Below are 23808 nucleotides of genomic sequence, written 5' to 3' on the forward strand. Positions count from 1 at the left end.
TGCGCGGAAGATGTAACGGGGCTCAAACCATACACCGAAGCTACGGGTATCACTTAGGTGATGCGGTAGAGGAGCGTTCTGTAAGCCTGTGAAGGTGAGTTGAGAAGCTTGCTGGAGGTATCAGAAGTGCGAATGCTGACATGAGTAACGACAATGGGTGTGAAAAACACCCACGCCGAAAGACCAAGGTTTCCTGCGCAACGTTAATCGACGCAGGGTTAGTCGGTCCCTAAGGCGAGGCTGAAAAGCGTAGTCGATGGAAAACAGGTTAATATTCCTGTACTTCTGGTTATTGCGATGGAGGGACGGAGAAGGCTAGGCCAGCTTGGCGTTGGTTGTCCAAGTTTAAGGTGGTAGGCTGGAATCTTAGGTAAATCCGGGATTCTAAGGCCGAGAGCTGATGACGAGTGTTCTTTTAGAACACGAAGTGGTTGATGCCATGCTTCCAAGAAAAGCTTCTAAGCTTCAGGTAACCAGGAACCGTACCCCAAACCGACACAGGTGGTTGGGTAGAGAATACCAAGGCGCTTGAGAGAACTCGGGTGAAGGAACTAGGCAAAATGGCACCGTAACTTCGGGAGAAGGTGCGCCGGTGAGGGTGAAGCATTTACTGCGTAAGCCCATGCCGGTCGAAGATACCAGGCCGCTGCGACTGTTTATTAAAAACACAGCACTCTGCAAACACGAAAGTGGACGTATAGGGTGTGACGCCTGCCCGGTGCCGGAAGGTTAATTGATGGGGTTAGCTAACGCGAAGCTCTTGATCGAAGCCCCGGTAAACGGCGGCCGTAACTATAACGGTCCTAAGGTAGCGAAATTCCTTGTCGGGTAAGTTCCGACCTGCACGAATGGCGTAACGATGGCGGCGCTGTCTCCACCCGAGACTCAGTGAAATTGAAATCGCTGTGAAGATGCAGTGTATCCGCGGCTAGACGGAAAGACCCCGTGAACCTTTACTATAGCTTTGCACTGGACTTTGAATTTGCTTGTGTAGGATAGGTGGGAGGCTTTGAAGCGTGGACGCCAGTTCGCGTGGAGCCAACCTTGAAATACCACCCTGGCAACTTTGAGGTTCTAACTCAGGTCCGTTATCCGGATCGAGGACAGTGTATGGTGGGTAGTTTGACTGGGGCGGTCTCCTCCTAAAGAGTAACGGAGGAGTACGAAGGTGCGCTCAGACCGGTCGGAAATCGGTCGTAGAGTATAAAGGCAAAAGCGCGCTTGACTGCGAGACAGACACGTCGAGCAGGTACGAAAGTAGGTCTTAGTGATCCGGTGGTTCTGTATGGAAGGGCCATCGCTCAACGGATAAAAGGTACTCCGGGGATAACAGGCTGATACCGCCCAAGAGTTCATATCGACGGCGGTGTTTGGCACCTCGATGTCGGCTCATCACATCCTGGGGCTGAAGCCGGTCCCAAGGGTATGGCTGTTCGCCATTTAAAGTGGTACGCGAGCTGGGTTTAGAACGTCGTGAGACAGTTCGGTCCCTATCTGCCGTGGACGTTTGAGATTTGAGAGGGGCTGCTCCTAGTACGAGAGGACCGGAGTGGACGAACCTCTGGTGTTCCGGTTGTCACGCCAGTGGCATTGCCGGGTAGCTATGTTCGGAATAGATAACCGCTGAAAGCATCTAAGCGGGAAACTAGCCTCAAGATGAGATCTCACTGGGACCTTGAGTCCCCTGAAGGGCCGTCGAAGACTACGACGTTGATAGGTTGGGTGTGTAAGCGCTGTGAGGCGTTGAGCTAACCAATACTAATTGCCCGTGAGGCTTGACCATATAACACCCAAGCAATTTGCTGACCTGAAAGGGCACCAGATTGCGGTGTGTGAAGACGAAATGAACCGAAAGTTCGATTGTTCACAAACACCGAGATCTATCACATACCCATTCGCTGGAGCGTGCGCCGTAAGGCAAACGACCTGGCTACCGAATTTCTTGACGACCATAGAGCATTGGAACCACCTGATCCCATCCCGAACTCAGCAGTGAAACGATGCATCGCCGATGGTAGTGTGGGGTTTCCCCATGTGAGAGTAGGTCATCGTCAAGATTAAATTCCGAAACCCCTATCTGCGTATGCAGGTAGGGGTTTTGTTTTGTCCGCAGGAAAATCTGGCTCTCGGGGTTTCTATGCAACGGCTCGGGGCATGGCTATCATGCGGGCCTCATTGTGAGGCGAGACTTGCATGCTGACGTTGTTAAAGCTTCTTAAGGATGGCAAGTTCCATTCGGGTCAGGCCCTGGGCGTCGCCTTGGGCGTCAGTCGTAGTGCGGTATGGAAGCAGCTACAGCATTTAGAAGCTGAGCTTGGCTTGTCTATCCACAAGGTGCGCGGACGTGGCTATCAATTGGCTACGCCACTGACGCTGCTTGATCCTGCCCGCATAAAAGAACAGGCGCCCTCGTGCGACTGGCCTATTCTGCTCTTCGACTCAATTGACTCCACTAATGCTGAAGCGTTGCGCGCAATACACCGAGGCCAGGCTGCACCATTTTTGGTGCTCTCCGAACGGCAGACTGCGGGTCGCGGCCGACGTGGGCGAAATTGGGCCAGTCCTTTCGCAGAAAACATCTATTACAGCCTCGTATTGCGCATCGAAGGTGGAATGCGTCAGCTCGAAGGGTTGAGTCTTGTGGTCGGGCTTGCTGTCATGCAAACGTTGAGAGATCTCGGTATCCCGGGCGCGGGCTTGAAGTGGCCCAACGATGTTCTGGTTGGTCAGAAAAAGATCGCCGGGATATTGCTCGAGTTGGTGGGTGATCCCGCTGACGTGTGTCACGTGGTGCTGGGTGTTGGAATTAATGTGAACATGCAGGCAACCGATGAGATTGATCAGCAATGGACATCCGTGCGGCTGGAGTCGGGCGGGGTGCTTGATCGCAATCACCTTGTCGCGCAATTAGGGTTGATGCTTCAGAAGTATCTGACCCGTCATCAGATTGATGGGTTTTCCGCCATTCAGCGGGAATGGGAGCAGAACCATCTTTGGCAAGGGCGGGCAGTCTCGTTGATTGCTGGTGTCAACCAGATTGATGGTGAGGTGTTGGGTATCGACAGCCAGGGTGCCTTACGCTTGAAGGTAAATGGTGTGGAAAAAGTCTTTAGTGGTGGTGAGCTCAGCCTGAGGTTGCGTGATGATTCTTGAGCTCGACTGCGGAAACAGTTTTATAAAGTGGCGCGTTCTCTATGCGGATGCCAAGCAGGTGTTTGGAGAGGGGGTGGTGGATTCGGATCTCGCGTTGCTGGAAAGCCTGAGTCGACTTGAGGGGCTGTCCCTCAAACATTGCCGGTTGGTCAGCGTGAGAACGACCGAAGAGACTGCTGCATTGACTTCTCTACTGGCACAAACGTTCTCAGTGTCCGCGATATGTGCCGCGCCGGCGCGCGAGATGGCTGGCGTTCGAAATGGATACGAAGAGTTCGAGCGGTTGGGACTCGATCGATGGCTTGCGATGCTTGGTGGATTTCATCTTTCCCCAGGAGCGTGTCTGGTGCTCGATTTCGGTACGGCAGTGACTGCTGATTTTATTGCGGGGGACGGAGAGCATCTTGGCGGGTTTATTTGCCCTGGAATGCCTCTGATGCGCAACCAGTTGCGAACTCATACCCGTAAGATTCGCTATGGCGATATCGCGGCCGAGCGTGCGCTGGAAAGCCTCGTGCCTGGTCGCACAACTGTTGAGGCGGTTGAGCGTGGATGTTCGCTGATGTTGAGGGGGTTTGTCCTGACTCAGCTGGAAATGGCGCGTAGTTATTGGGGGGAGGATTTTGCGGTATTCCTCACGGGAGGCGATGCGACGCTCGTCTCTGAAATCGTACCGGATGCCAGGCTGGTTCCAGACCTGGTATTTGTAGGTCTGGCGATGGCATGCCCTTTGTCTTGAGGTTCTTATGCGTTGGTTGTTCCTGCTGTTGCTGGTTCTCAATGTCTTCTATTACATCTGGCATCAACAAGAGGCCCCGCTGCGTGCGAAAGATGTAACGCCTTTGAGTTTGTATCGAGGATCGCACCAGGATATCCGTTTGCTAAGCGAGGCAGCTGATGCGGGGCGTGAGAAGGTAAAGTTGGCGTCGACCGATAGTGGCTGTCTTTATTTGGGTGGTTTCACCCGTCAGGAGGTCGCCCTGGCAGCTGAGCGCCGACTGGGTAGGATGGATATCAAAGTTCAAGCCTTGCCAAAAGACTCCTCTGATCCGTCTGGCTACTGGCTCCGTGTAGCACCTGAAAGCCGGCGTTTAGTGGATGATCTTCAGCTGCTAAACCTTTCCAAAGAATTCAATGAGTTAAAACATAAAATAATGCCGTGCGAGGGGGTTGCGCCTTCGGAATAGTTTGCATAGAATGGCGCCCGCTTCGCAGTGAAGACCTTTAACGGTCAGCGGTACGAAGCGGTGTCAACGCAGCTAACCTCAGGTTTTTAATGAGAAAATGCTTGACAGAAGGTCGGCATGATATAGAATGCCGGCTCGCTTAGGAGGGGTTCCCGAGCGGCCAAAGGGATCAGACTGTAAATCTGACGTCTACGACTTCGAAGGTTCGAATCCTTCCCCCTCCACCATTTTTAGCGAGAGCTGCAAGCTCCGCGGGTATAGTTTAGTGGTAGAACCTCAGCCTTCCAAGCTGATGATGCGGGTTCGATTCCCGCTACCCGCTCCAAGTTTGCAGGTCCTGCAAAGGTGTTACGCTCTTGTAGCTCAGTTGGTAGAGCACACCCTTGGTAAGGGTGAGGTCAGCGGTTCAAATCCGCTCAAGAGCTCCATATAACAAGGCAGATATGAAAATATCTGCCTTTGTTTTAATGGCTGGTATTACTGTTTAAATCTTCTGCTGGGGGTTGCTTCGATGGCTAAGGAAAAGTTCGAACGTAATAAGCCGCACGTCAACGTAGGCACCATTGGTCACGTAGACCACGGCAAAACTACCCTGACCGCTGCGCTGACCCGTGTCTGCTCCGAGGTTTTCGGTTCGGCAAAGGTTGACTTCGACAAGATCGATAGCGCCCCAGAAGAAAAAGCACGTGGTATCACCATTAACACAGCTCACGTTGAGTACGATTCGGCTGTGCGTCACTACGCGCACGTTGACTGTCCAGGTCATGCCGACTACGTAAAGAACATGATTACCGGTGCTGCTCAGATGGATGGCGCTATTCTGGTTTGCTCGGCCGCTGATGGTCCGATGCCGCAAACCCGTGAGCACATCCTGTTGTCCCGTCAGGTTGGCGTTCCGTACATCGTTGTCTTTCTGAACAAGGCTGACATGGTTGACGATGCTGAGCTGTTGGAGTTGGTTGAGATGGAGGTGCGCGATCTGTTGAGCACTTACGATTTCCCAGGCGACGACACTCCGATCATCATTGGTTCGGCGCTGATGGCGTTGAACGGTCAAGACGACAACGAGATGGGTACCACTGCCGTCAAGAAGTTGGTCGAGACGCTGGATACATACATACCGCAGCCTGAGCGTGCTATTGATAAGCCGTTCCTGATGCCGATCGAGGATGTGTTCTCGATCTCCGGTCGCGGCACTGTTGTGACTGGTCGTGTTGAGCGTGGCATTGTTCGCATTCAGGAAGAAGTTGAGATTGTTGGTCTTCGTGACACTGTCAAAACTACTTGTACTGGTGTTGAGATGTTCCGCAAGCTGCTCGACGAAGGTCGTGCTGGCGAGAACTGCGGCGTTCTGCTGCGCGGTACCAAGCGTGATGATGTCGAGCGTGGCCAGGTACTGGTCAAGCCGGGCACAGTCAAGCCGCATACCAAGTTCACTGCTGAGGTTTACGTTCTGAGCAAGGAAGAGGGAGGGCGTCATACTCCGTTCTTCAAGGGTTATCGTCCGCAGTTCTACTTCCGTACAACTGATGTGACTGGTAACTGCGAATTGCCAGAAGGCGTTGAAATGGTGATGCCAGGTGACAACATTCAAATGACTGTCACTCTGATCAAAACCATCGCGATGGAAGATGGCTTGCGTTTCGCTATCCGTGAAGGCGGTCGTACCGTCGGCGCTGGTGTCGTAGCCAAAGTTATCGAGTAAATTGTTGTAATGTCTTTTTCGGGCCGGCATAATGGTCGGCCTGATTTTGTTTTAGGTCAGTAGCTCAATTGGCAGAGCGACGGTCTCCAAAACCGTAGGTTGGGGGTTCGATTCCCTCCTGACCTGCCAGATTCACTTGGTGTATCTGGCTTTCTTTTCACAGGATCTTCATAGATGACTCCTAAAGCTGAAGCTCAAGGCTCTCGCTTCGATCTGCTCAAGTGGCTTGTAGTAGTCGCCTTGGTGGTTGTTGGCGTTGTTGGCAATCAGTATTACTCTGCTTCGCCGATCCTGTACCGCGTACTTGCATTGCTCGCCATTGCTGTCGTAGCTGCCTTTGTAGGCCTGCAGACAGTCAAGGGCAAGTCTTTCTTTGTACTGGTTAAGGAAGCTCGCACCGAAATTCGTAAAGTCGTGTGGCCAACTCGCCAAGAAACCACGCAGACCACGCTGATTGTTGTGGCTGTTGTTCTGGTTATGGCGTTGCTGTTGTGGGGGCTTGATTCCCTGCTCGGCTGGCTTGTTTCCTTGATTGTCGGCTAAGGGTGTCCCGTGGCTAAGCGTTGGTACGTTGTGCATGCTTACTCCGGTTACGAGAAGCATGTCATGCGCTCGTTGGTAGAGCGCGTAAAGCTGGCTGGCATGGAAGATGGCTTTGGCGAGATTCTGGTTCCCACTGAAGAAGTGGTTGAAATGCGTAATGGCCAGAAACGCAAAAGCGAGCGCAAATTCTTCCCAGGTTATGTGCTGGTTCAGATGGACATGAATGAGGGTACTTGGCACTTGGTCAAGGATACTCCTCGGGTGATGGGTTTCATCGGTGGTACAGCTGATAAACCTGCGCCGATCACTGATAAAGAGGCAGAAGCGATTCTGCGTCGTGTTGCTGATGGTAGCGACAAGCCGAAGCCGAAGACGTTGTTCGAGCCGGGTGAGTCGGTACGTGTCAATGACGGGCCGTTTGCTGATTTCACTGGCACGGTCGAAGAAGTTAACTACGAAAAGAGCCGGATCCAAGTGGCAGTGCTCATTTTCGGTCGCTCTACTCCGGTAGAGTTAGAGTTCAGTCAGGTCGAAAAGGTCTAGCTGAGCAAGCATCCCAACCCCGCAGCCATAGGCTGTGGGGTTTTGTCGTCACTGGGATAAACGCGCAAGTAACCGGGGAGCCTTTCGAGGCGTTCGAACCCGTAATTGGAGTGCCTCATGGCCAAGAAGATTACCGCTTACATCAAGCTGCAAGTGAAGGCCGCTCAGGCTAACCCAAGCCCACCTGTTGGTCCTGCTTTGGGTCAGCACGGCGTGAACATCATGGAATTCTGCAAGGCTTTCAACGCCCGTACTCAGGGTATTGAACCAGGTCTGCCGACTCCAGTGATCATCACTGTCTACAGCGACCGTAGCTTCACTTTCGAAACCAAGTCCACCCCTGCTTCGGTTCTGCTGAAGAAGGCTGCTGGTCTGACTAGCGGTTCCGCTCGTCCGAACACCGTTAAGGTTGGCACCGTGACCCGTGCTCAGCTGGAAGAAATCGCGAAAACCAAAAACGCGGATCTGACTGCAGCTGATATGGACGCAGCCGTGCGTACTATCGCCGGTTCTGCTCGTAGCATGGGCCTTAACGTGGAGGGTGTGTAATGGCTAAGTTGACCAAGCGTCAAAAGGCTATCGCCGGCAAAATCGAAGCGGGCAAGTCCTACAACTTTGTAGATGCTGCCGCCCTGCTGGCTGAGCTGTCGACTGTCAAGTTCAGCGAGTCGTTCGACGTTGCTGTAAACCTGGGTGTTGACCCGCGTAAATCTGACCAGGTTGTTCGTAGCGCTACTGTGCTGCCACATGGCACTGGCAAGACCGTTCGCGTAGCTGTGTTCACCCAGGGTCCAGCTGCTGAGGCCGCTCTGGCTGCCGGCGCTGACCGTGTAGGTATGGACGACCTGGCTGCCGAAATGAAAGGCGGCGACCTGAACTATGACGTAGTTATCGCATCCCCGGATGCCATGCGCGTTGTTGGTCAGTTGGGTCAGATCCTGGGCCCGCGCGGCCTGATGCCTAACCCTAAAGTCGGCACCGTAACGCCAGACGTAGCTACCGCGGTTAAAAACGCCAAGGCTGGTCAGGTTCGTTATCGCACCGACAAAAACGGCATCATTCACACCTCCGTTGGCAAAGTCGGCTTTGATGCCGTCAAGCTGAAGGAAAACGTTGAAGCCCTGATCGCTGATCTGAAGCGTATCAAGCCAGCTTCCTCGAAAGGTATTTACGTCAAGCGCGTTACCCTGAGCACCACCATGGGTCCAGGTCTGGTCATCGACCAAGGCTCGCTCGACGCGTAAGACACAGATTGGCGCAAGCGATTGCGCCAATTGAAAGATTGGGGTCCCTGCCTGGCGGGGGCTATCCAAGACCGTAGGCGACGCAAGTCTTAAACCTCAAGCCTACGCAGATGGTGCTCCCGGTTCCTTACCGAATCAGACACCAAAACGACATCTGGCCTCGGTTGGATGAAACGGTAACAAGCAGGAGTTTTTCCCGTGGCAATTAAACTTGAAGACAAGAAGGCCATCGTCGCTGAAGTCAACAAGGCTGCCCAAGTTGCTCTGTCCGCTGTCGTGGCTGATGCCCGTGGCGTAACAGTAGGCGCTATGACCGGACTCCGTAAAGAGGCTCGTGAAGCTGGCGTTTACGTACGTGTTGTACGTAACACCCTGCTCAAGCGCGCCGTTGCTGGCACTCAATATGACGTGCTCAACGACGTGTTCACTGGCCCGACCTTGATTGCATTCTCCAAAGAACATCCGGGCGCTGCTGCTCGTATCTTCAAAGAGTTCGCAAAAGGTCAGGATAAGTTCGAGATCAAGGCAGCTGCGTTCGAGGGCAAGTTCCTCGCGGCTAATCAGATCGACGTACTGGCAAGCCTGCCGACCCGTGACGAAGCAATTTCTCAGCTGATGAGCGTGATTCAAGGCGCAACCAGCAAATTGGCTCGTACTCTGGCGGCTCTTCGCGACCAGAAAGAAGCCGCTGCAGCCTAAGGCTGAGCGGCACCTTTCAGCGTTTATTGTTTATTTCGACGGCCGCGTAGGCTGTCACCCCAATACAGGAATTTATAGTCATGTCTCTGACTAACGACCAAATCATCGAAGCAATCGGCGAAAAATCCGTTCTGGAAATCGTTGAGCTGATCAAGGCCATGGAAGAGAAGTTCGGCGTTTCTGCTGCCGCTGCTTCCGCTGGTCCAGCTGCTGTCGCTGCTGTTGTTGAAGAACAAACTGAATTCAACGTCATGCTGCTGGAAGCTGGCGAGAAGAAAGTTAACGTGATCAAGGCAGTACGTGAACTGACCGGTCTGGGCCTGAAAGAAGCCAAGGCTGTAGTTGACGGCGCTCCTGGCATCGTTCTGGAAGCTGTTTCGAAAGACGCAGCTGACAAAGCCAAAGCCACTCTGGAAGAAGCAGGCGCTAAAGTCGAGCTGAAGTAAGCATCGACTTTGCTCCTCCAGCCCGAGCGTTAAGCGAAAGGCTGATGGCTGGTGGCTCTTGCCACCGGCCTTTTTCCGTTATTGGCAGCCGACTGGGTCGGTGCTGGTAACGAGCTGTAACCACCCGATGCGGTGGCGCAAACCATGGGGTTTGCACGATTTTCTGGCTGCTCCCGTCGGGAGGGGCCAAACAAGCAGGTGACCAAGCTGGGGAACGCTGATGGCTTACTCATATACTGAGAAAAAACGTATCCGCAAGGACTTTAGCAAGTTGCCGGACGTCATGGATGTGCCGTACCTCCTGGCCATCCAGCTGGATTCGTATCGTGAATTCTTGCAAGCGGGAGCGACTAAAGATCAGTTCCGCGACGTGGGCCTGCATGCGGCCTTCAAATCCGTTTTCCCGATCATCAGCTACTCCGGCAATGCTGCGCTGGAGTACGTCGGTTATCGCCTGGGCGAACCGGCATTTGATGTCAAAGAATGCGTATTGCGCGGTGTGACTTACGCCGTACCTTTGCGGGTAAAAGTGCGCCTGATCATTTTCGACAAAGAATCGTCGAACAAAGCGATCAAGGACATTAAAGAGCAAGAAGTCTACATGGGTGAAATCCCCCTGATGACTGAGAACGGTACCTTCGTAATCAACGGTACCGAGCGTGTAATCGTTTCCCAGCTGCACCGTTCCCCGGGCGTGTTCTTCGACCACGACCGTGGCAAGACGCACAGCTCCGGCAAACTGCTGTACTCCGCGCGCATCATTCCTTACCGCGGTTCGTGGCTGGACTTCGAGTTCGACCCGAAAGACTGCGTGTTCGTGCGTATCGACCGTCGTCGCAAGCTGCCTGCATCGGTACTGCTGCGCGCGCTCGGCTATACCACTGAAGAAGTGCTCGACGCGTTCTACACCACCAACGTTTTCCACCTGAGCGGCGAAACCCTCAGTCTGGAACTGATTGCTTCGCGTCTGCGTGGTGAAATCGCTGTTCTTGATATTCAGGATGAGAAGGGCAAGGTCATCGTTGAGGCTGGTCGCCGTATTACTGCGCGCCACATCAACCAGATCGAAAAAGCCGGTCTCAAGACCCTGGAAGTGCCTCTGGACTACGTCCTGGGCCGCACTACCGCCAAGGCCATCGTGCATCCGGCAACCGGCGAAATCCTGGCAGAGTGCAACACCGAGCTGAACACCGAGATCCTGGCAAAAATTGCCAAGGCCCAGGTTGTTCGCATCGAAACTCTGTACACCAACGATATCGACTGCGGTCCGTTTGTCTCCGACACCCTGAAGATCGACTCCACCAGCAACCAATTGGAAGCGCTGGTCGAGATCTATCGCATGATGCGTCCAGGCGAGCCGCCAACCAAAGACGCTGCCGAGACTCTGTTCAACAACCTGTTCTTCAGCCCTGAGCGCTATGACCTGTCTGCGGTCGGCCGGATGAAGTTCAACCGTCGTATCGGTCGTACCGAGATCGAAGGTTCGGGCGTGTTGTGCAAAGAAGACATCGTCGCGGTACTGAAGACTCTGGTCGACATCCGTAACGGTAAAGGCATCGTCGATGACATCGACCACCTGGGTAACCGTCGTGTTCGCTGCGTAGGCGAAATGGCCGAGAACCAGTTCCGCGTTGGCTTGGTACGTGTTGAGCGTGCGGTCAAAGAGCGTCTGTCGATGGCTGAAAGTGAAGGCCTGATGCCGCAAGACCTGATCAACGCCAAGCCAGTGGCTGCGGCGGTGAAAGAGTTCTTCGGTTCCAGCCAGCTTTCCCAGTTCATGGACCAGAACAACCCGCTGTCCGAGATCACCCACAAGCGTCGTGTGTCTGCACTCGGCCCTGGCGGTTTGACTCGTGAGCGTGCTGGCTTTGAAGTTCGTGACGTACACCCGACTCACTATGGTCGTGTATGCCCGATTGAAACGCCGGAAGGTCCGAACATCGGTCTGATCAACTCCCTGGCAGCCTATGCGCGCACCAACCAGTACGGCTTCCTCGAGAGCCCGTACCGTGTGGTGAAAGACGCTCTGGTCACCGACGAGATCGTGTTCCTGTCCGCCATCGAAGAAGCTGATCACGTGATCGCTCAGGCTTCGGCCACGATGAACGACAAGAAAGTCCTGATCGACGAGCTGGTAGCTGTTCGTCACTTGAACGAATTCACCGTCAAGGCGCCGGAAGACGTCACCTTGATGGACGTATCGCCGAAGCAGGTAGTTTCGGTTGCTGCGTCGCTGATCCCGTTCCTCGAGCACGACGACGCCAACCGTGCGTTGATGGGTTCGAACATGCAGCGTCAAGCTGTACCAACTCTGCGCGCTGACAAGCCGCTGGTCGGTACCGGCATGGAGCGTAACGTAGCCCGTGACTCCGGCGTTTGCGTCGTGGCTCGTCGTGGTGGCGTTATCGATTCCGTCGACGCCAGCCGTATCGTGGTTCGAGTTGCTGATGACGAAGTTGAAACCGGCGAAGCTGGTGTCGACATCTACAACCTGACCAAGTACACCCGCTCCAACCAGAACACCTGCATCAACCAGCGTCCGCTGGTGCGTAAAGGTGATCGGGTTCAGCGTAGCGACATCATGGCCGACGGTCCGTCCACCGATATGGGTGAGCTGGCTCTGGGTCAGAACATGCGCATCGCGTTCATGGCATGGAACGGCTTCAACTTCGAAGACTCCATCTGCCTGTCCGAGCGTGTGGTTCAGGAAGATCGCTTCACCACGATCCACATTCAGGAACTGACCTGTGTGGCACGTGACACCAAGCTTGGGCCAGAGGAAATCACTGCAGACATCCCGAACGTGGGTGAAGCTGCACTGAACAAGCTGGACGAAGCCGGTATCGTTTACGTAGGTGCTGAAGTAGGCGCAGGCGACATCCTGGTTGGTAAGGTCACTCCGAAAGGCGAGACCCAGCTGACTCCGGAAGAAAAACTGCTGCGTGCCATCTTCGGTGAAAAAGCCAGCGACGTTAAAGACACCTCCCTGCGCGTGCCTACCGGCACCAAGGGTACCGTCATCGACGTACAGGTCTTCACCCGCGACGGCGTTGAGCGTGATGCTCGTGCACTGTCGATCGAGAAGACTCAACTCGACGAGATCCGCAAGGACCTGAACGAAGAGTTCCGTATCGTTGAAGGCGCCACTTTCGAACGTCTGCGTTCCGCTCTGGTCGGCCACAAAGCCGAAGGCGGCGCCGGCCTGAAGAAAGGTCAGGACATCACCGACGAAGTTCTCGACGGTCTTGAGCATGGTCAGTGGTTCAAACTGCGCATGGCTGAAGATGCTCTGAACGAGCAGCTTGAGAAGGCTCAGGCCTACATCGTTGATCGCCGCCGTCTGCTGGACGACAAGTTCGAAGACAAGAAGCGCAAACTGCAGCAGGGCGATGACCTGGCTCCAGGCGTGCTGAAAATCGTCAAGGTTTACCTGGCAATCCGTCGCCGCATCCAGCCGGGCGACAAGATGGCCGGTCGTCACGGTAACAAGGGTGTGGTCTCCGTGATCATGCCGGTTGAAGACATGCCGCACGATGCCAATGGCACTCCGGTCGACGTCGTCCTCAACCCGTTGGGCGTACCTTCGCGTATGAACGTTGGTCAGATCCTTGAAACCCACCTGGGCCTCGCGGCCAAAGGTCTGGGCGAGAAGATCAACCGGATGATCGAAGAGCAGCGCAAAGTCGCTGAGCTTCGTAAATTCCTCGACGAGATCTACAACCAGATCGGCGGTCGTAACGAAGATCTGGATAGCTTCTCCGACCAGGAAATCCTGGATCTGGCGAAGAACCTGCGTGGCGGCGTTCCAATGGCCACTCCAGTGTTCGACGGCGCCAAGGAAAGCGAAATCAAGGCCATGCTGAAACTGGCAGACCTGCCAGAAAGCGGCCAGATGCAGCTGACCGACGGCCGTACCGGCAACAAGTTCGAGCGCCCGGTTACTGTTGGCTACATGTACATGCTGAAGCTGAACCACTTGGTAGACGACAAGATGCACGCTCGTTCTACCGGTTCGTACAGCCTGGTTACCCAGCAGCCGCTGGGTGGTAAGGCGCAGTTCGGTGGTCAGCGTTTCGGGGAGATGGAGGTCTGGGCACTGGAAGCATACGGTGCTGCTTACACTCTGCAAGAAATGCTCACAGTGAAGTCGGACGATGTGAACGGCCGTACCAAGATGTACAAAAACATCGTGGATGGCGATCACCGTATGGAGCCGGGCATGCCCGAGTCTTTCAACGTGTTGATCAAGGAAATTCGTTCCCTCGGCATCGATATCGATCTGGAAACCGAATAACACGTGACGCGAATCGAGAGCGGGGCAGGATTGCCCGCTCTCTGCTCCGCCAGGAGGAAAGGCCTTGAAAGACCTACTGAATTTGCTGAAAAACCAGGGTCAAGTCGAAGAGTTCGACGCCATCCGTATTGGATTGGCATCGCCTGAGATGATCCGTTCGTGGTCGTTCGGTGAAGTTAAAAAGCCGGAAACCATCAACTACCGTACGTTCAAACCTGAACGTGACGGCCTGTTCTGCGCCAAGATCTTTGGCCCGGTAAAGGATTACGAGTGCCTGTGCGGTAAGTACAAGCGCTTGAAGCACCGTGGCGTGATCTGCGAGAAGTGCGGCGTTGAAGTCGCGCTGGCTAAAGTTCGTCGTGAGCGCATGGCGCACATCGAACTGGCCTCGCCAGTTGCCCACATCTGGTTCTTGAAATCGCTGCCGTCGCGTATCGGCTTGCTGATGGACATGACCCTGCGTGATATCGAACGCGTTCTCTATTTCGAGAGCTATGTCGTTATCGATCCAGGCATGACCACCCTTGAAAAAGGTCAGCTGCTCAACGACGAGCAGTACTTCGAAGCGCTGGAAGAGTTCGGCGACGATTTCGATGCCCGCATGGGTGCCGAAGCTGTCCGTGAACTGCTGCACGCTATCGACCTGGAACACGAGATTGGCCGTCTGCGCGAAGAAATTCCGCAAACCAACTCCGAAACCAAAATCAAAAAGCTGTCCAAGCGTCTGAAGTTGATGGAAGCCTTCCAGGGTTCCGGCAACCTTCCAGAATGGATGGTGCTGACCGTTCTGCCGGTTCTGCCGCCAGATCTGCGTCCACTGGTCCCGCTGGATGGCGGTCGCTTCGCGACTTCCGACCTCAACGATCTGTATCGTCGAGTGATCAACCGTAACAACCGCTTGAAGCGTCTGCTCGATCTGTCCGCTCCGGACATCATCGTGCGCAACGAAAAGCGTATGTTGCAGGAAGCTGTCGATGCACTGCTCGACAACGGTCGTCGTGGCCGCGCTATCACCGGTTCGAACAAGCGTCCTCTGAAATCCCTGGCTGACATGATCAAGGGTAAGCAAGGTCGTTTCCGTCAGAACTTGCTCGGTAAGCGTGTTGACTACTCCGGTCGTTCGGTAATTACCGTAGGTCCGACCCTGCGTCTGCACCAGTGCGGTCTGCCGAAGAAAATGGCCCTCGAGCTGTTCAAGCCGTTCATCTTCGGCAAGCTGGAAATGCGTGGTCTCGCTACCACCATCAAAGCTGCCAAGAAGATGGTCGAGCGCGAGCTGCCAGAGGTTTGGGACGTTCTCGCTGAAGTGATCCGTGAACACCCGGTTCTCCTCAACCGTGCACCGACCCTTCACCGTCTGGGTATCCAGGCGTTTGAACCGGTACTGATCGAAGGTAAGGCTATCCAGCTGCACCCTCTGGTCTGTGCTGCGTACAACGCCGACTTCGACGGCGACCAAATGGCCGTGCACGTACCGCTGACACTGGAAGCCCAGCTGGAAGCGCGTGCGTTGATGATGTCGACCAACAACATTCTGTCGCCAGCCAACGGTGAGCCAATCATCGTTCCGTCGCAGGACGTTGTATTGGGTCTGTACTACATGACTCGTGAAGCGATCAACGCCAAGGGCGAAGGTCGTGTGTTCGCGGATCTGCAAGAAGTTGACCGTGTGTTCCGTGCCGGCGAAGCCGCACTGCACGCCAAGGTCAAAGTGCGGATCAACGAAACCGTCAACGATCGTGATGGTGGCAGCGTCAAGAACACCCGTATCGTCGACACCACTGTCGGCCGTGCGCTGTTGTTCCAGGTTGTTCCACCTGGCCTGTCATACGATGTCGTCAACCAGCCGATGAAGAAAAAGGCGATCTCCAAGCTGATCAACCAGTGCTACCGCGTGGTTGGTTTGAAAGAGACCGTGATCTTCGCTGACCAGTTGATGTACACCGGTTTTGCTTATTCGACCATCTCCGGCGTTTCCATCGGTGTTAACGACTTCGTTATCCCGGATGAAAAAGCCCGCATCATCGGTGCTGCTACCGACGAAGTGAAAGAGATCGAAAGTCAGTACGCCTCCGGCCTGGTAACCCAGGGCGAGAAGTACAACAAAGTGATCGACCTTTGGTCCAAGGCGAACGACGAAGTTTCCAAGGCGATGATGGCCAACCTCTCGAAAGAGAAAGTCATCGACCGTCATGGCGTCGAAGTCGACCAAGAGTCCTTCAACTCGATGTACATGATGGCCGACTCGGGCGCACGGGGTTCTGCTGCGCAGATCCGTCAGCTCGCCGGTATGCGTGGCCTGATGGCCAAGCCGGACGGTTCCATCATCGAAACGCCGATTACTGCGAACTTCCGTGAAGGTTTGAGCGTACTTCAGTACTTCATCTCCACTCACGGTGCTCGTAAAGGTTTGGCGGATACCGCGTTGAAAACTGCGAACTCCGGTTACCTGACTCGTCGTCTGGTAGACGTGGCGCAGGATCTGGTTGTGACCGAGATCGATTGCGGCACCGAACATGGCCTGGTAATGACTCCGCACATTGAAGGCGGTGACGTTGTCGAGCCGTTGGGTGAGCGCGTATTGGGCCGTGTCATTGCTCGTGACGTGTTCAAGCCAGGTACCGAAGAAATCATCGTTCCTGCCGGCACGCTGGTAGACGAGAAGTGGGTCGAGTTCATCGAGCTGAACAGCATCGACGAAGTGATCGTGCGTTCGCCGATCAGCTGCGAAACCCGCTATGGCATTTGCGCCAAGTGCTACGGCCGTGACTTGGCTCGTGGTCACCAGGTGAACATCGGTGAAGCGGTCGGCGTTATCGCTGCCCAGTCCATCGGTGAGCCGGGTACTCAGCTGACCATGCGTACGTTCCACATCGGTGGTGCGGCAAGCCGGACCTCCGCAGCTGATAGCGTTCAGGTGAAGAATGGCGGTACCGTCCGTCTGCATAACCTGAAACACGTTGAGCGAGTGGATGGTTGCCTGGTTGCTGTGTCCCGTTCCGGTGAGCTGGCGATCGCTGATGACTTCGGTCGTGAGCGCGAGCGTTACAAGCTGCCGTACGGTGCTGTGATTTCGGTTAAAGAAGGTGACAAGGTCGACGCTGGCGCAATCGTGGCCAAGTGGGATCCGCACACTCACCCAATCGTTACCGAAATGAAAGGTACCGTGACCTACGTGGGCATGGAAGAAGGCATCACGATCAAGCGTCAGACTGACGAATTGACCGGTATGACCAACATTGAAGTACTCGACGCCAAAGACCGTCCAGCTGCCGGTAAAGATATCCGTCCTGCTGTGAAGATGGTTGATGACAACGGCAAGGATCTCTTGCTGCCGGGTACCGACGTAATTGCTCAGTACTTCCTGCCTGCTAACGCCCTGGTCGGTGTAGCGGACGGCGCGAAAATCGCGATCGGTGATGTTATCGCTCGTATTCCGCAAGAGACTTCGAAAACCCGTGACATCACCGGTGGTCTGCCGCGTGTTGCCGACTTGTTCGAAGCCCGTCGTCCGAAAGAAGCCTCGATTCTGGCTGAAGTCAGCGGCACCATCGCGTTCGGTAAAGAGACCAAAGGCAAGCGCCGTCTGGTCATTACCCCGAACGACGGTAGCGATCCGTACGAAGAGCTGATTCCGAAGTGGCGTCACCTGAACGTCTTCGAAGGCGAACAGGTAAACCGCGGCGAAGTTATCTCCGACGGCCCAAGCGATCCACACGACATCCTGCGTCTGCTGGGTGTGAGTGCGCTGGCCAAGTACATCGTGAACGAGATCCAGGACGTTTATCGTCTGCAAGGCGTGAAGATCAACGATAAGCACATCGAGACCATCCTGCGTCAGATGCTGCGTAAAGTTGAAATCGCTGAATCCGGCGATTCCAGTTTCATCAAGGGCGACCAGATGGAATTGACTCACGTTCTGGTAGAGAACGAGCGTCTGGCTGGCGACGAGAAATTCGTTTCCAAGTTCACTCGCGTGCTGCTGGGTATCACCAAGGCGTCGTTGTCCACCGAATCGTTCATCTCGGCGGCTTCCTTCCAGGAAACCACTCGCGTACTGACCGAAGCGGCGGTAACCGGCAAGCGCGATTACCTGCGCGGCCTGAAAGAAAACGTAGTCGTGGGTCGTCTGATCCCGGCCGGTACCGGTCTGGCTTATCACAGCGAGCGCAAGCGCCGCCGTGATGCTGACAAACCGTTGCGCGTTAGCGCCAGTGAAGTGGAAGCTGCACTGACCGAAGCACTGAACTCGAGCGGTAACTGAGTTCTGCGGTAAATGAGTGTGGGGCCCCGGTCGTTCCGTTCATCGAATCGAGACAATTTGTCGAGTTTGGATGAGCGGGGAGGTCGGGGCCTTGCCTTGACTGGGGACAAGATCCTCTTTAGACTCTTGTACCCCTAAATTTGGCGGGAATTCGTTCCTGCCATTTTGCTTTTCTTGCAAGACAATAGCGTCGCAAGACAACAGTGGAGCTAGTAGATGGCAACTATCAACCAGCTGGTACGTCAGCCGCGTAAGCGTATCGTCGAGAAATCCGACGTGCCTGCGCTGCAGAACTGCCCGCAACGTCGTGGCGTATGCACCCGTGTGTATACCACCACGCCGAAAAAACCTAACTCGGCACTGCGTAAAGTATGCCGTGTGCGTCTGACCAACGGTTTCGAGGTTTCCTCGTACATCGGCGGTGAAGGCCACAACCTGCAAGAGCACAGCGTGGTACTGATCCGCGGCGGTCGTGTAAAAGACTTGCCAGGTGTTCGTTACCACACCGTACGCGGTTCTTTGGATACTTCCGGCGTTAAAGGTCGTAACCAGGGTCGTTCGAAGTACGGTACCAAGAAGCCTAAGTAGTAGCGGCTTTTTGTAAGAACTGATTTTCTATTTTTCTGAGTCGATAAGAGTAAGGTCGGAGGCGTCCCGAAAGGGCACCGATTCCGAGCGAACCTGAAGACCGTTTGAGGGCTTATCCATGCCAAGAAGACGCGTAGCAGCCAAGCGCGAAGTGCTTGACGATCCAAAATACGGCAGCCAGATCCTGGCCAAGTTCATGAACCACGTAATGGAAAGCGGCAAGAAAGCCGTTGCCGAGCGTATCGTTTATGGCGCGCTGGAAAAGGTTAAAGAACGCAAGAACAGCGATCCCCTGGAAATCTTCGAGAAAGCTCTCGACGCCATCGCTCCGCTGGTCGAAGTAAAGTCGCGCCGTGTAGGCGGTGCTACTTACCAGGTTCCGGTCGAAGTTCGTCCGTCCCGTCGTAACGCTCTGGCAATGCGCTGGTTGGTAGACTTCGCCCGTAAGCGCGGCGAGAAGTCTATGGCTCTGCGTTTGGCTGGCGAACTGTTGGACGCTGCTGAAGGCAAAGGTGCTGCAGTTAAGAAGCGTGAAGACGTGCACCGTATGGCTGAAGCCAACAAGGCTTTCTCGCACTACCGCTTCTAATTTTAGCGTCACTAATTTTGCGAGGGCTTTATGGCTCGTACTACACCGATTAATCGCTACCGTAACATTGGTATCGTTGCTCACGTGGATGCTGGTAAAACCACCACCACCGAGCGCGTCCTTTTTTACACTGGCAAAAGTCACAAAATGGGCGAGGTGCATGACGGCGCCGCGACCACAGACTGGATGGTGCAGGAGCAGGAGCGTGGTATTACCATTACTTCTGCTGCTATTACCGCCTTCTGGCAGGGTTCCGAGAAGCAGCACAAAGACCAGTATCGCTTCAACGTCATCGACACCCCGGGCCACGTTGACTTCACTATTGAAGTTGAGCGTTCCTTGCGTGTTCTCGACGGCGCGGTCGTTGTGTTCTGCGGCACCTCGGGTGTTGAGCCTCAGTCGGAAACCGTATGGCGTCAGGCCAACAAGTACGGCGTTCCACGTCTTGTTTATGTAAACAAGATGGACCGTGCTGGTGCGAACTTCCTGCGCGTGATCGGTCAGATCAAACAGCGTCTGGGTCACACCCCGGTTCCAATCCAGTTGGCTATCGGTTCCGAAGACAACTTCCAGGGTCAGATCGACCTGATGGCTATGGAAGCTGTTTACTGGAATGATTCTGACAAAGGCATGGTTCCAGTTCGCAAGCCTATCCCTGCAGAACTGCAGGAACTGGCTGACGAATGGCGCGGCAATATGGTTGAAGCTGCGGCTGAAGCCAGCGAAGAGCTGATGAACAAGTACCTCGAAGGTGAAGAACTCACCAACGCGGAAATCAAGGCCGCTCTGCGTCAGCGTACTATCGCTGGTGAGATCGTTCTGGCTGTTTGCGGTTCTTCCTTCAAGAACAAGGGTGTTCCCCTGGTTCTCGACGCCGTGATCGACTACCTGCCTGCTCCTACCGACATTCCTGCCATCAAGGGTACAGACCCGGATGACGAGACCAAGGAAATGGAGCGTCACGCAGACGACAGCGAGCCGTTCTCGGCTCTGGCGTTCAAGATCGCTACCGACCCATTCGTGGGTACCTTGACCTTCGTTCGAGTTTACTCGGGCGTGTTGGCCTCCGGCGACGGCGTGATCAACTCGGTTAAAGGCAAGAAAGAGCGTGTGGGTCGTATGGTGCAAATGCACGCAAACGCCCGTGAAGAAATCAAGGAAGTACGCGCTGGTGACATCGCGGCCTTGATCGGCATGAAGGACGTCACCACTGGTGAGACTTTGTGCAACGCTGACAAGCCAATCATCCTGGTTCGCATGGACTTCCCGGAGCCGGTTATTTCGGTTGCCGTAGAGCCTAAGACCAAGGATGACCAGGAAAAAATGGGTATCGCTCTGGGCAAGCTCGCTCAGGAAGATCCATCTTTCCGCGTCAAGACTGATGAAGAGACTGGTCAAACGATCATCTCCGGCATGGGCGAGTTGCACCTGGACATCCTGGTTGACCGGATGCGCCGTGAGTTCAACGTCGAAGCCAACATCGGTAAGCCACAAGTTTCGTACCGTGAGCGCATCACGAAGAGCTGCGAAATTGAAGGCAAGTTCGTTCGTCAGTCCGGCGGTCGTGGCCAGTTCGGTCACTGCTGGATTCGTTTTGCTCCTGCTGACGAAGGTCAGGAAGGTCTGCAATTCCTGAACGAAGTAGTGGGTGGTGTGGTTCCTAAGGAATACATCCCGGCTATCCAGAAGGGTATCGAAGAGCAGATGAAGAACGGCGTTGTGGCCGGCTATCCGCTAATCGGCCTGAAGGCTACCGTGTTTGATGGTTCTTACCACGACGTCGACTCCAACGAGATGGCGTTTAAGGTGGCTGCTTCCATGGCAACCAAGCAACTGGCCCAGAAGGGCGGTGGTGAGTTGCTTGAGCCGATCATGGCGGTAGAGGTTGTTACACCTGAAGACTATATGGGTGACGTGATGGGCGACCTTAACCGTCGTCGCGGCATGATCCTGGGTATGGAAGACACGGTCTCCGGCAAAGTAATTCGTGCTGAGGTTCCGCTGGGCGAGATGTTCGGTTATGCAACTGACGTCCGTTCCATGTCCCAAGGTCGCGCAAGCTACTCTATGGAATTCAAAAAATACAATACGGCTCCGTCGCACATCGTCGAAACCGTTACCAAAAAACAAGGCTGATTCAGCCCCTTTAGGCTAGGAGTTAATTGTCGTGGCTAAAGAAAAATTTGACCGTACCCTCCCGCACGTCAACGTTGGCACCATCGGTCACGTCGACCACGGTAAAACCACGCTGACCGCTGCTCTGACTCGCGTCTGCTCCGAAGTTTTCGGTTCGGCCGTTGTTGCTTTCGACAAAATCGACAGCGCTCCGGAAGAAAAGGCTCGTGGTATCACCATCAACACCGCGCACGTTGAATACAACTCGCTGATCCGTCACTACGCTCACGTTGACTGCCCAGGTCACGCTGACTACGTGAAGAACATGATCACCGGTGCTGCTCAGATGGACGGCGCTATCCTGGTTTGCTCGGCCGCTGATGGTCCGATGCCACAAACCCGTGAGCACATCCTGCTGTCCCGTCAGGTTGGCGTTCCGTACATCGTTGTCTTCCTGAACAAGGCTGACATGGTTGACGACGCTGAGCTGCTGGAACTGGTTGAGATGGAAGTGCGCGACCTGCTGAGCACTTACGACTTCCCAGGTGACGACACTCCGATCATCATCGGTTCGGCTCTGATGGCTCTGAACGGCCAAGACGACAACGAAATGGGCACCACTGCCGTTCGTAAGCTGGTTGAGACTCTGGACAGCTACATTCCAGATCCAGTTCGCGTTATCGACAAGCCGTTCCTGATGCCAATCGAAGACGTATTCTCGATCTCCGGTCGCGGTACTGTTGTAACTGGCCGTATCGAGCGCGGTATCGTCAAGGTTCAGGATCCACTGGAAATCGTTGGTCTGCGTGACACTACCGTCACCACCTGCACCGGTGTTGAAATGTTCCGTAAGCTGCTCGACGAAGGTCGTGCTGGCGAGAACTGCGGCGTTCTGCTGCGTGGTACCAAGCGTGACGACGTTGAGCGTGGCCAGGTTCTGGTTAAGCCAGGTTCGGTCAAGCCGCACACCAAGTTCGAAGCTGAAGTCTACGTTCTGAGCAAAGAAGAAGGCGGTCGTCACACTCCGTTCTTCAAAGGCTACCGTCCACAGTTCTACTTCCGTACTACTGACGTGACTGGTAACTGCGAACTGCCGGAAGGCGTTGAAATGGTAATGCCGGGCGACAACATCAAAATGGTTGTCACCCTGATCAAGACCATCGCAATGGAAGACGGTCTGCGTTTCGCTATCCGTGAAGGCGGTCGTACCGTCGGCGCTGGCGTCGTAGCCAAAATCATCGAGTAAGCTCTTTTCGAGTTGGCTTTGATGAATTGAAAAAGCCCCCGCTTAGCGGGGGCTTTTTTATTGGGTTGACACCTATATGGGGCGTCTATAGAATTGCGCCTCCTTTTAACGGGCGTATTGCGCTCGGTGGGAATAGCAGCCGGAGTCTGAAATCCAATGCAAAATCAGCAAATCCGTATCAGGTTGAAGGCTTTTGACCATCGCCTGATCGACCAATCCACCCAGGAAATCGTGGAAACCGCGAAACGTACTGGTGCTCAAGTGCGTGGTCCAATTCCACTGCCTACCCGTAAAGAGCGGTTCACCGTTCTGGTCTCCCCGCACGTCAACAAAGACGCGCGTGACCAGTACGAGATCCGTACTCATAAGCGCGTACTGGACATCGTCCAGCCAACGGATAAAACCGTTGATGCTCTTATGAAGCTTGATCTGGCGGCCGGTGTGGAAGTACAGATCAGCCTCGGCTAAGACTCGGTCTTAGTCGTGTAACGCTCTGAAATGGGCGGCCATAGCGGGTGAAAGCCCCGTACACTCATGAGGTTTACAACATGACTATTGGTGTAGTCGGTCGTAAATGCGGTATGACCCGTATTTTCACCGAAGAAGGTGTCTCCATTCCGGTCACGGTCATTGAGATCGAGCCGAATCGCGTCACCCAGTTCAAAACTGAAGAGACCGATGGCTATCGTGCAGTGCAAGTCACTGTAGGCGAGCGTCGTGCTTCGCGTGTTACAGCTGCTCAAGCTGGCCACTTCGCTAAAGCGAACGTTGCCGCTGGTCGTACCGTAATGGAATTCCGCCTTGAAGAAGGCGAGTACCAGGCCGGCGATCTGATCAACGCTGAAATCTTCGCCGCTGGTCAACTGGTTGATGTAACCGGTCAGTCCAAGGGTAAAGGCTTCCAGGGTACGATCAAGCGTTGGAACTTCCGCGGGCAAGATAATACCCACGGTAACTCCGTGTCCCACCGCGTTCCAGGCTCTATCGGCCAGTGCCAGACTCCTGGTCGTGTATTCAAGGGCAAAAAAATGTCCGGTCATATGGGCGCTGAGCGCGTGACCGTGCAGTCCCTCGAAGTAGTGCGCGTGGACGCTGAACGCAATCTGTTGTTGGTCAAGGGCGCTGTTCCTGGCGCTACTGGCGGCAACTTGGTTGTACGTCCAGCAGCCAAGGCTCGCGGTTAAGGGGAAGC

General features: G+C 54.7%; 18 protein-coding genes, 4 tRNA genes and 2 rRNA genes (1 of these 24 only partly in view). All 24 read left to right on the plus strand.

The genetic code is table 11. From position 1 onward, the window contains the following. Positions 1-1783, plus strand: a 23S ribosomal RNA gene (locus tag AB4N91_RS29950); it begins 1109 nt to the left of the window's first position. Between the two features lie 158 nt (positions 1784-1941). Beyond that, positions 1942-2057 (plus strand): 5S ribosomal RNA (gene rrf / locus AB4N91_RS29955). Positions 2058-2193: 136 nt separating this feature from the next. After that, the gene (gene birA / locus AB4N91_RS29960) at positions 2194-3153 is read left to right on the plus strand and encodes a bifunctional biotin--[acetyl-CoA-carboxylase] ligase/biotin operon repressor BirA (protein WP_154913640.1); all 960 of its coding nucleotides are present in this window, start codon (positions 2194-2196) and stop codon (positions 3151-3153) included. Further along, positions 3143-3892 (plus strand): pantothenate kinase, encoded by a 750-nt coding sequence (locus AB4N91_RS29965; RefSeq protein WP_154913638.1) that lies wholly within the window; start codon positions 3143-3145, stop codon positions 3890-3892. Before birA ends, AB4N91_RS29965 begins: the two co-directional genes overlap by 11 nt. 7 nt (positions 3893-3899) lie before the next feature. After that, a complete protein-coding gene (locus AB4N91_RS29970) occupies positions 3900-4340 on the plus strand; it encodes a hypothetical protein (protein WP_010467249.1) in 441 nt (146 codons plus the stop codon). Between the two features lie 142 nt (positions 4341-4482). Then, a tRNA-Tyr gene (locus AB4N91_RS29975) sits at positions 4483-4567 on the plus strand. A gap of 24 nt (positions 4568-4591) precedes the next feature. Next, positions 4592-4665: transfer RNA gene (locus AB4N91_RS29980), tRNA-Gly, on the plus strand. A 27-nt stretch (positions 4666-4692) separates the two neighbouring features. Beyond that, positions 4693-4768: transfer RNA gene (locus AB4N91_RS29985), tRNA-Thr, on the plus strand. Between the two features lie 83 nt (positions 4769-4851). Continuing rightward, the gene (tuf, locus tag AB4N91_RS29990) at positions 4852-6045 is read left to right on the plus strand and encodes an elongation factor Tu (protein ID WP_010467251.1); all 1194 of its coding nucleotides are present in this window, start codon (positions 4852-4854) and stop codon (positions 6043-6045) included. A gap of 53 nt (positions 6046-6098) precedes the next feature. Beyond that, a tRNA-Trp gene (locus AB4N91_RS29995) sits at positions 6099-6174 on the plus strand. 45 nt (positions 6175-6219) lie between these two features. Continuing rightward, complete coding sequence (gene secE, locus AB4N91_RS30000; RefSeq protein ID WP_154913634.1) at positions 6220-6588, plus strand: preprotein translocase subunit SecE; 369 nt, start codon at positions 6220-6222, stop codon at positions 6586-6588. 9 nt (positions 6589-6597) lie between these two features. Continuing rightward, positions 6598-7131: a transcription termination/antitermination protein NusG gene (nusG, locus tag AB4N91_RS30005; RefSeq protein ID WP_007896622.1), complete on the plus strand. Its 534-nt coding sequence runs from the start codon at positions 6598-6600 to the stop codon at positions 7129-7131. 117 nt (positions 7132-7248) lie between these two features. After that, on the plus strand, positions 7249-7680 hold the full coding sequence (gene rplK / locus AB4N91_RS30010; RefSeq protein WP_003210097.1) for a 50S ribosomal protein L11: 432 nt from the start codon (positions 7249-7251) through the stop codon (positions 7678-7680). Continuing rightward, on the plus strand, positions 7680-8375 hold the full coding sequence (rplA, locus tag AB4N91_RS30015) for a 50S ribosomal protein L1 (protein ID WP_007896626.1): 696 nt from the start codon (positions 7680-7682) through the stop codon (positions 8373-8375). Before rplK ends, rplA begins: the two co-directional genes overlap by 1 nt. A 198-nt stretch (positions 8376-8573) precedes the next feature. Next, positions 8574-9074 (plus strand): 50S ribosomal protein L10, encoded by a 501-nt coding sequence (rplJ, locus tag AB4N91_RS30020; RefSeq protein WP_010467255.1) that lies wholly within the window; start codon positions 8574-8576, stop codon positions 9072-9074. Between the two features lie 80 nt (positions 9075-9154). Further along, positions 9155-9520, plus strand: coding sequence for a 50S ribosomal protein L7/L12 (gene rplL, locus AB4N91_RS30025; protein WP_077749256.1), 366 nt, complete (start codon positions 9155-9157; stop codon positions 9518-9520). Positions 9521-9740: 220 nt separating this feature from the next. Next, on the plus strand, positions 9741-13814 hold the full coding sequence (rpoB, locus tag AB4N91_RS30030; protein WP_010467260.1) for a DNA-directed RNA polymerase subunit beta: 4074 nt from the start codon (positions 9741-9743) through the stop codon (positions 13812-13814). Between the two features lie 64 nt (positions 13815-13878). Next, entirely contained in the window at positions 13879-18078 is a 4200-nt protein-coding gene (rpoC, locus tag AB4N91_RS30035) for a DNA-directed RNA polymerase subunit beta' (protein WP_007896632.1), read from the plus strand. Between the two features lie 216 nt (positions 18079-18294). Then, a complete protein-coding gene (rpsL, locus tag AB4N91_RS30040) occupies positions 18295-18666 on the plus strand; it encodes a 30S ribosomal protein S12 (protein WP_002555494.1) in 372 nt (123 codons plus the stop codon). A 118-nt stretch (positions 18667-18784) separates the two neighbouring features. Beyond that, positions 18785-19255 carry a 30S ribosomal protein S7 gene (gene rpsG, locus AB4N91_RS30045; RefSeq protein WP_002555493.1) on the plus strand — a complete coding sequence of 157 codons (471 nt, stop codon included), beginning with the start codon at positions 18785-18787 and terminating at the stop codon, positions 19253-19255. Positions 19256-19285: 30 nt separating this feature from the next. After that, positions 19286-21391 (plus strand): elongation factor G, encoded by a 2106-nt coding sequence (gene fusA / locus AB4N91_RS30050; protein ID WP_083375647.1) that lies wholly within the window; start codon positions 19286-19288, stop codon positions 21389-21391. A gap of 31 nt (positions 21392-21422) precedes the next feature. Beyond that, positions 21423-22616, plus strand: a complete 1194-nt coding sequence (tuf, locus tag AB4N91_RS30055) for an elongation factor Tu (protein ID WP_007896660.1) — start codon at positions 21423-21425, stop codon at positions 22614-22616. Between the two features lie 156 nt (positions 22617-22772). Next, positions 22773-23084 carry a 30S ribosomal protein S10 gene (rpsJ, locus tag AB4N91_RS30060; protein WP_003186070.1) on the plus strand — a complete coding sequence of 104 codons (312 nt, stop codon included), beginning with the start codon at positions 22773-22775 and terminating at the stop codon, positions 23082-23084. 80 nt (positions 23085-23164) lie between these two features. Then, positions 23165-23800: a 50S ribosomal protein L3 gene (gene rplC, locus AB4N91_RS30065; protein WP_003186059.1), complete on the plus strand. Its 636-nt coding sequence runs from the start codon at positions 23165-23167 to the stop codon at positions 23798-23800. Positions 23801-23808: the final 8 nt, after the last annotated feature.

Source organism: Pseudomonas sp. H3_D04 (genome assembly GCF_054669175.1).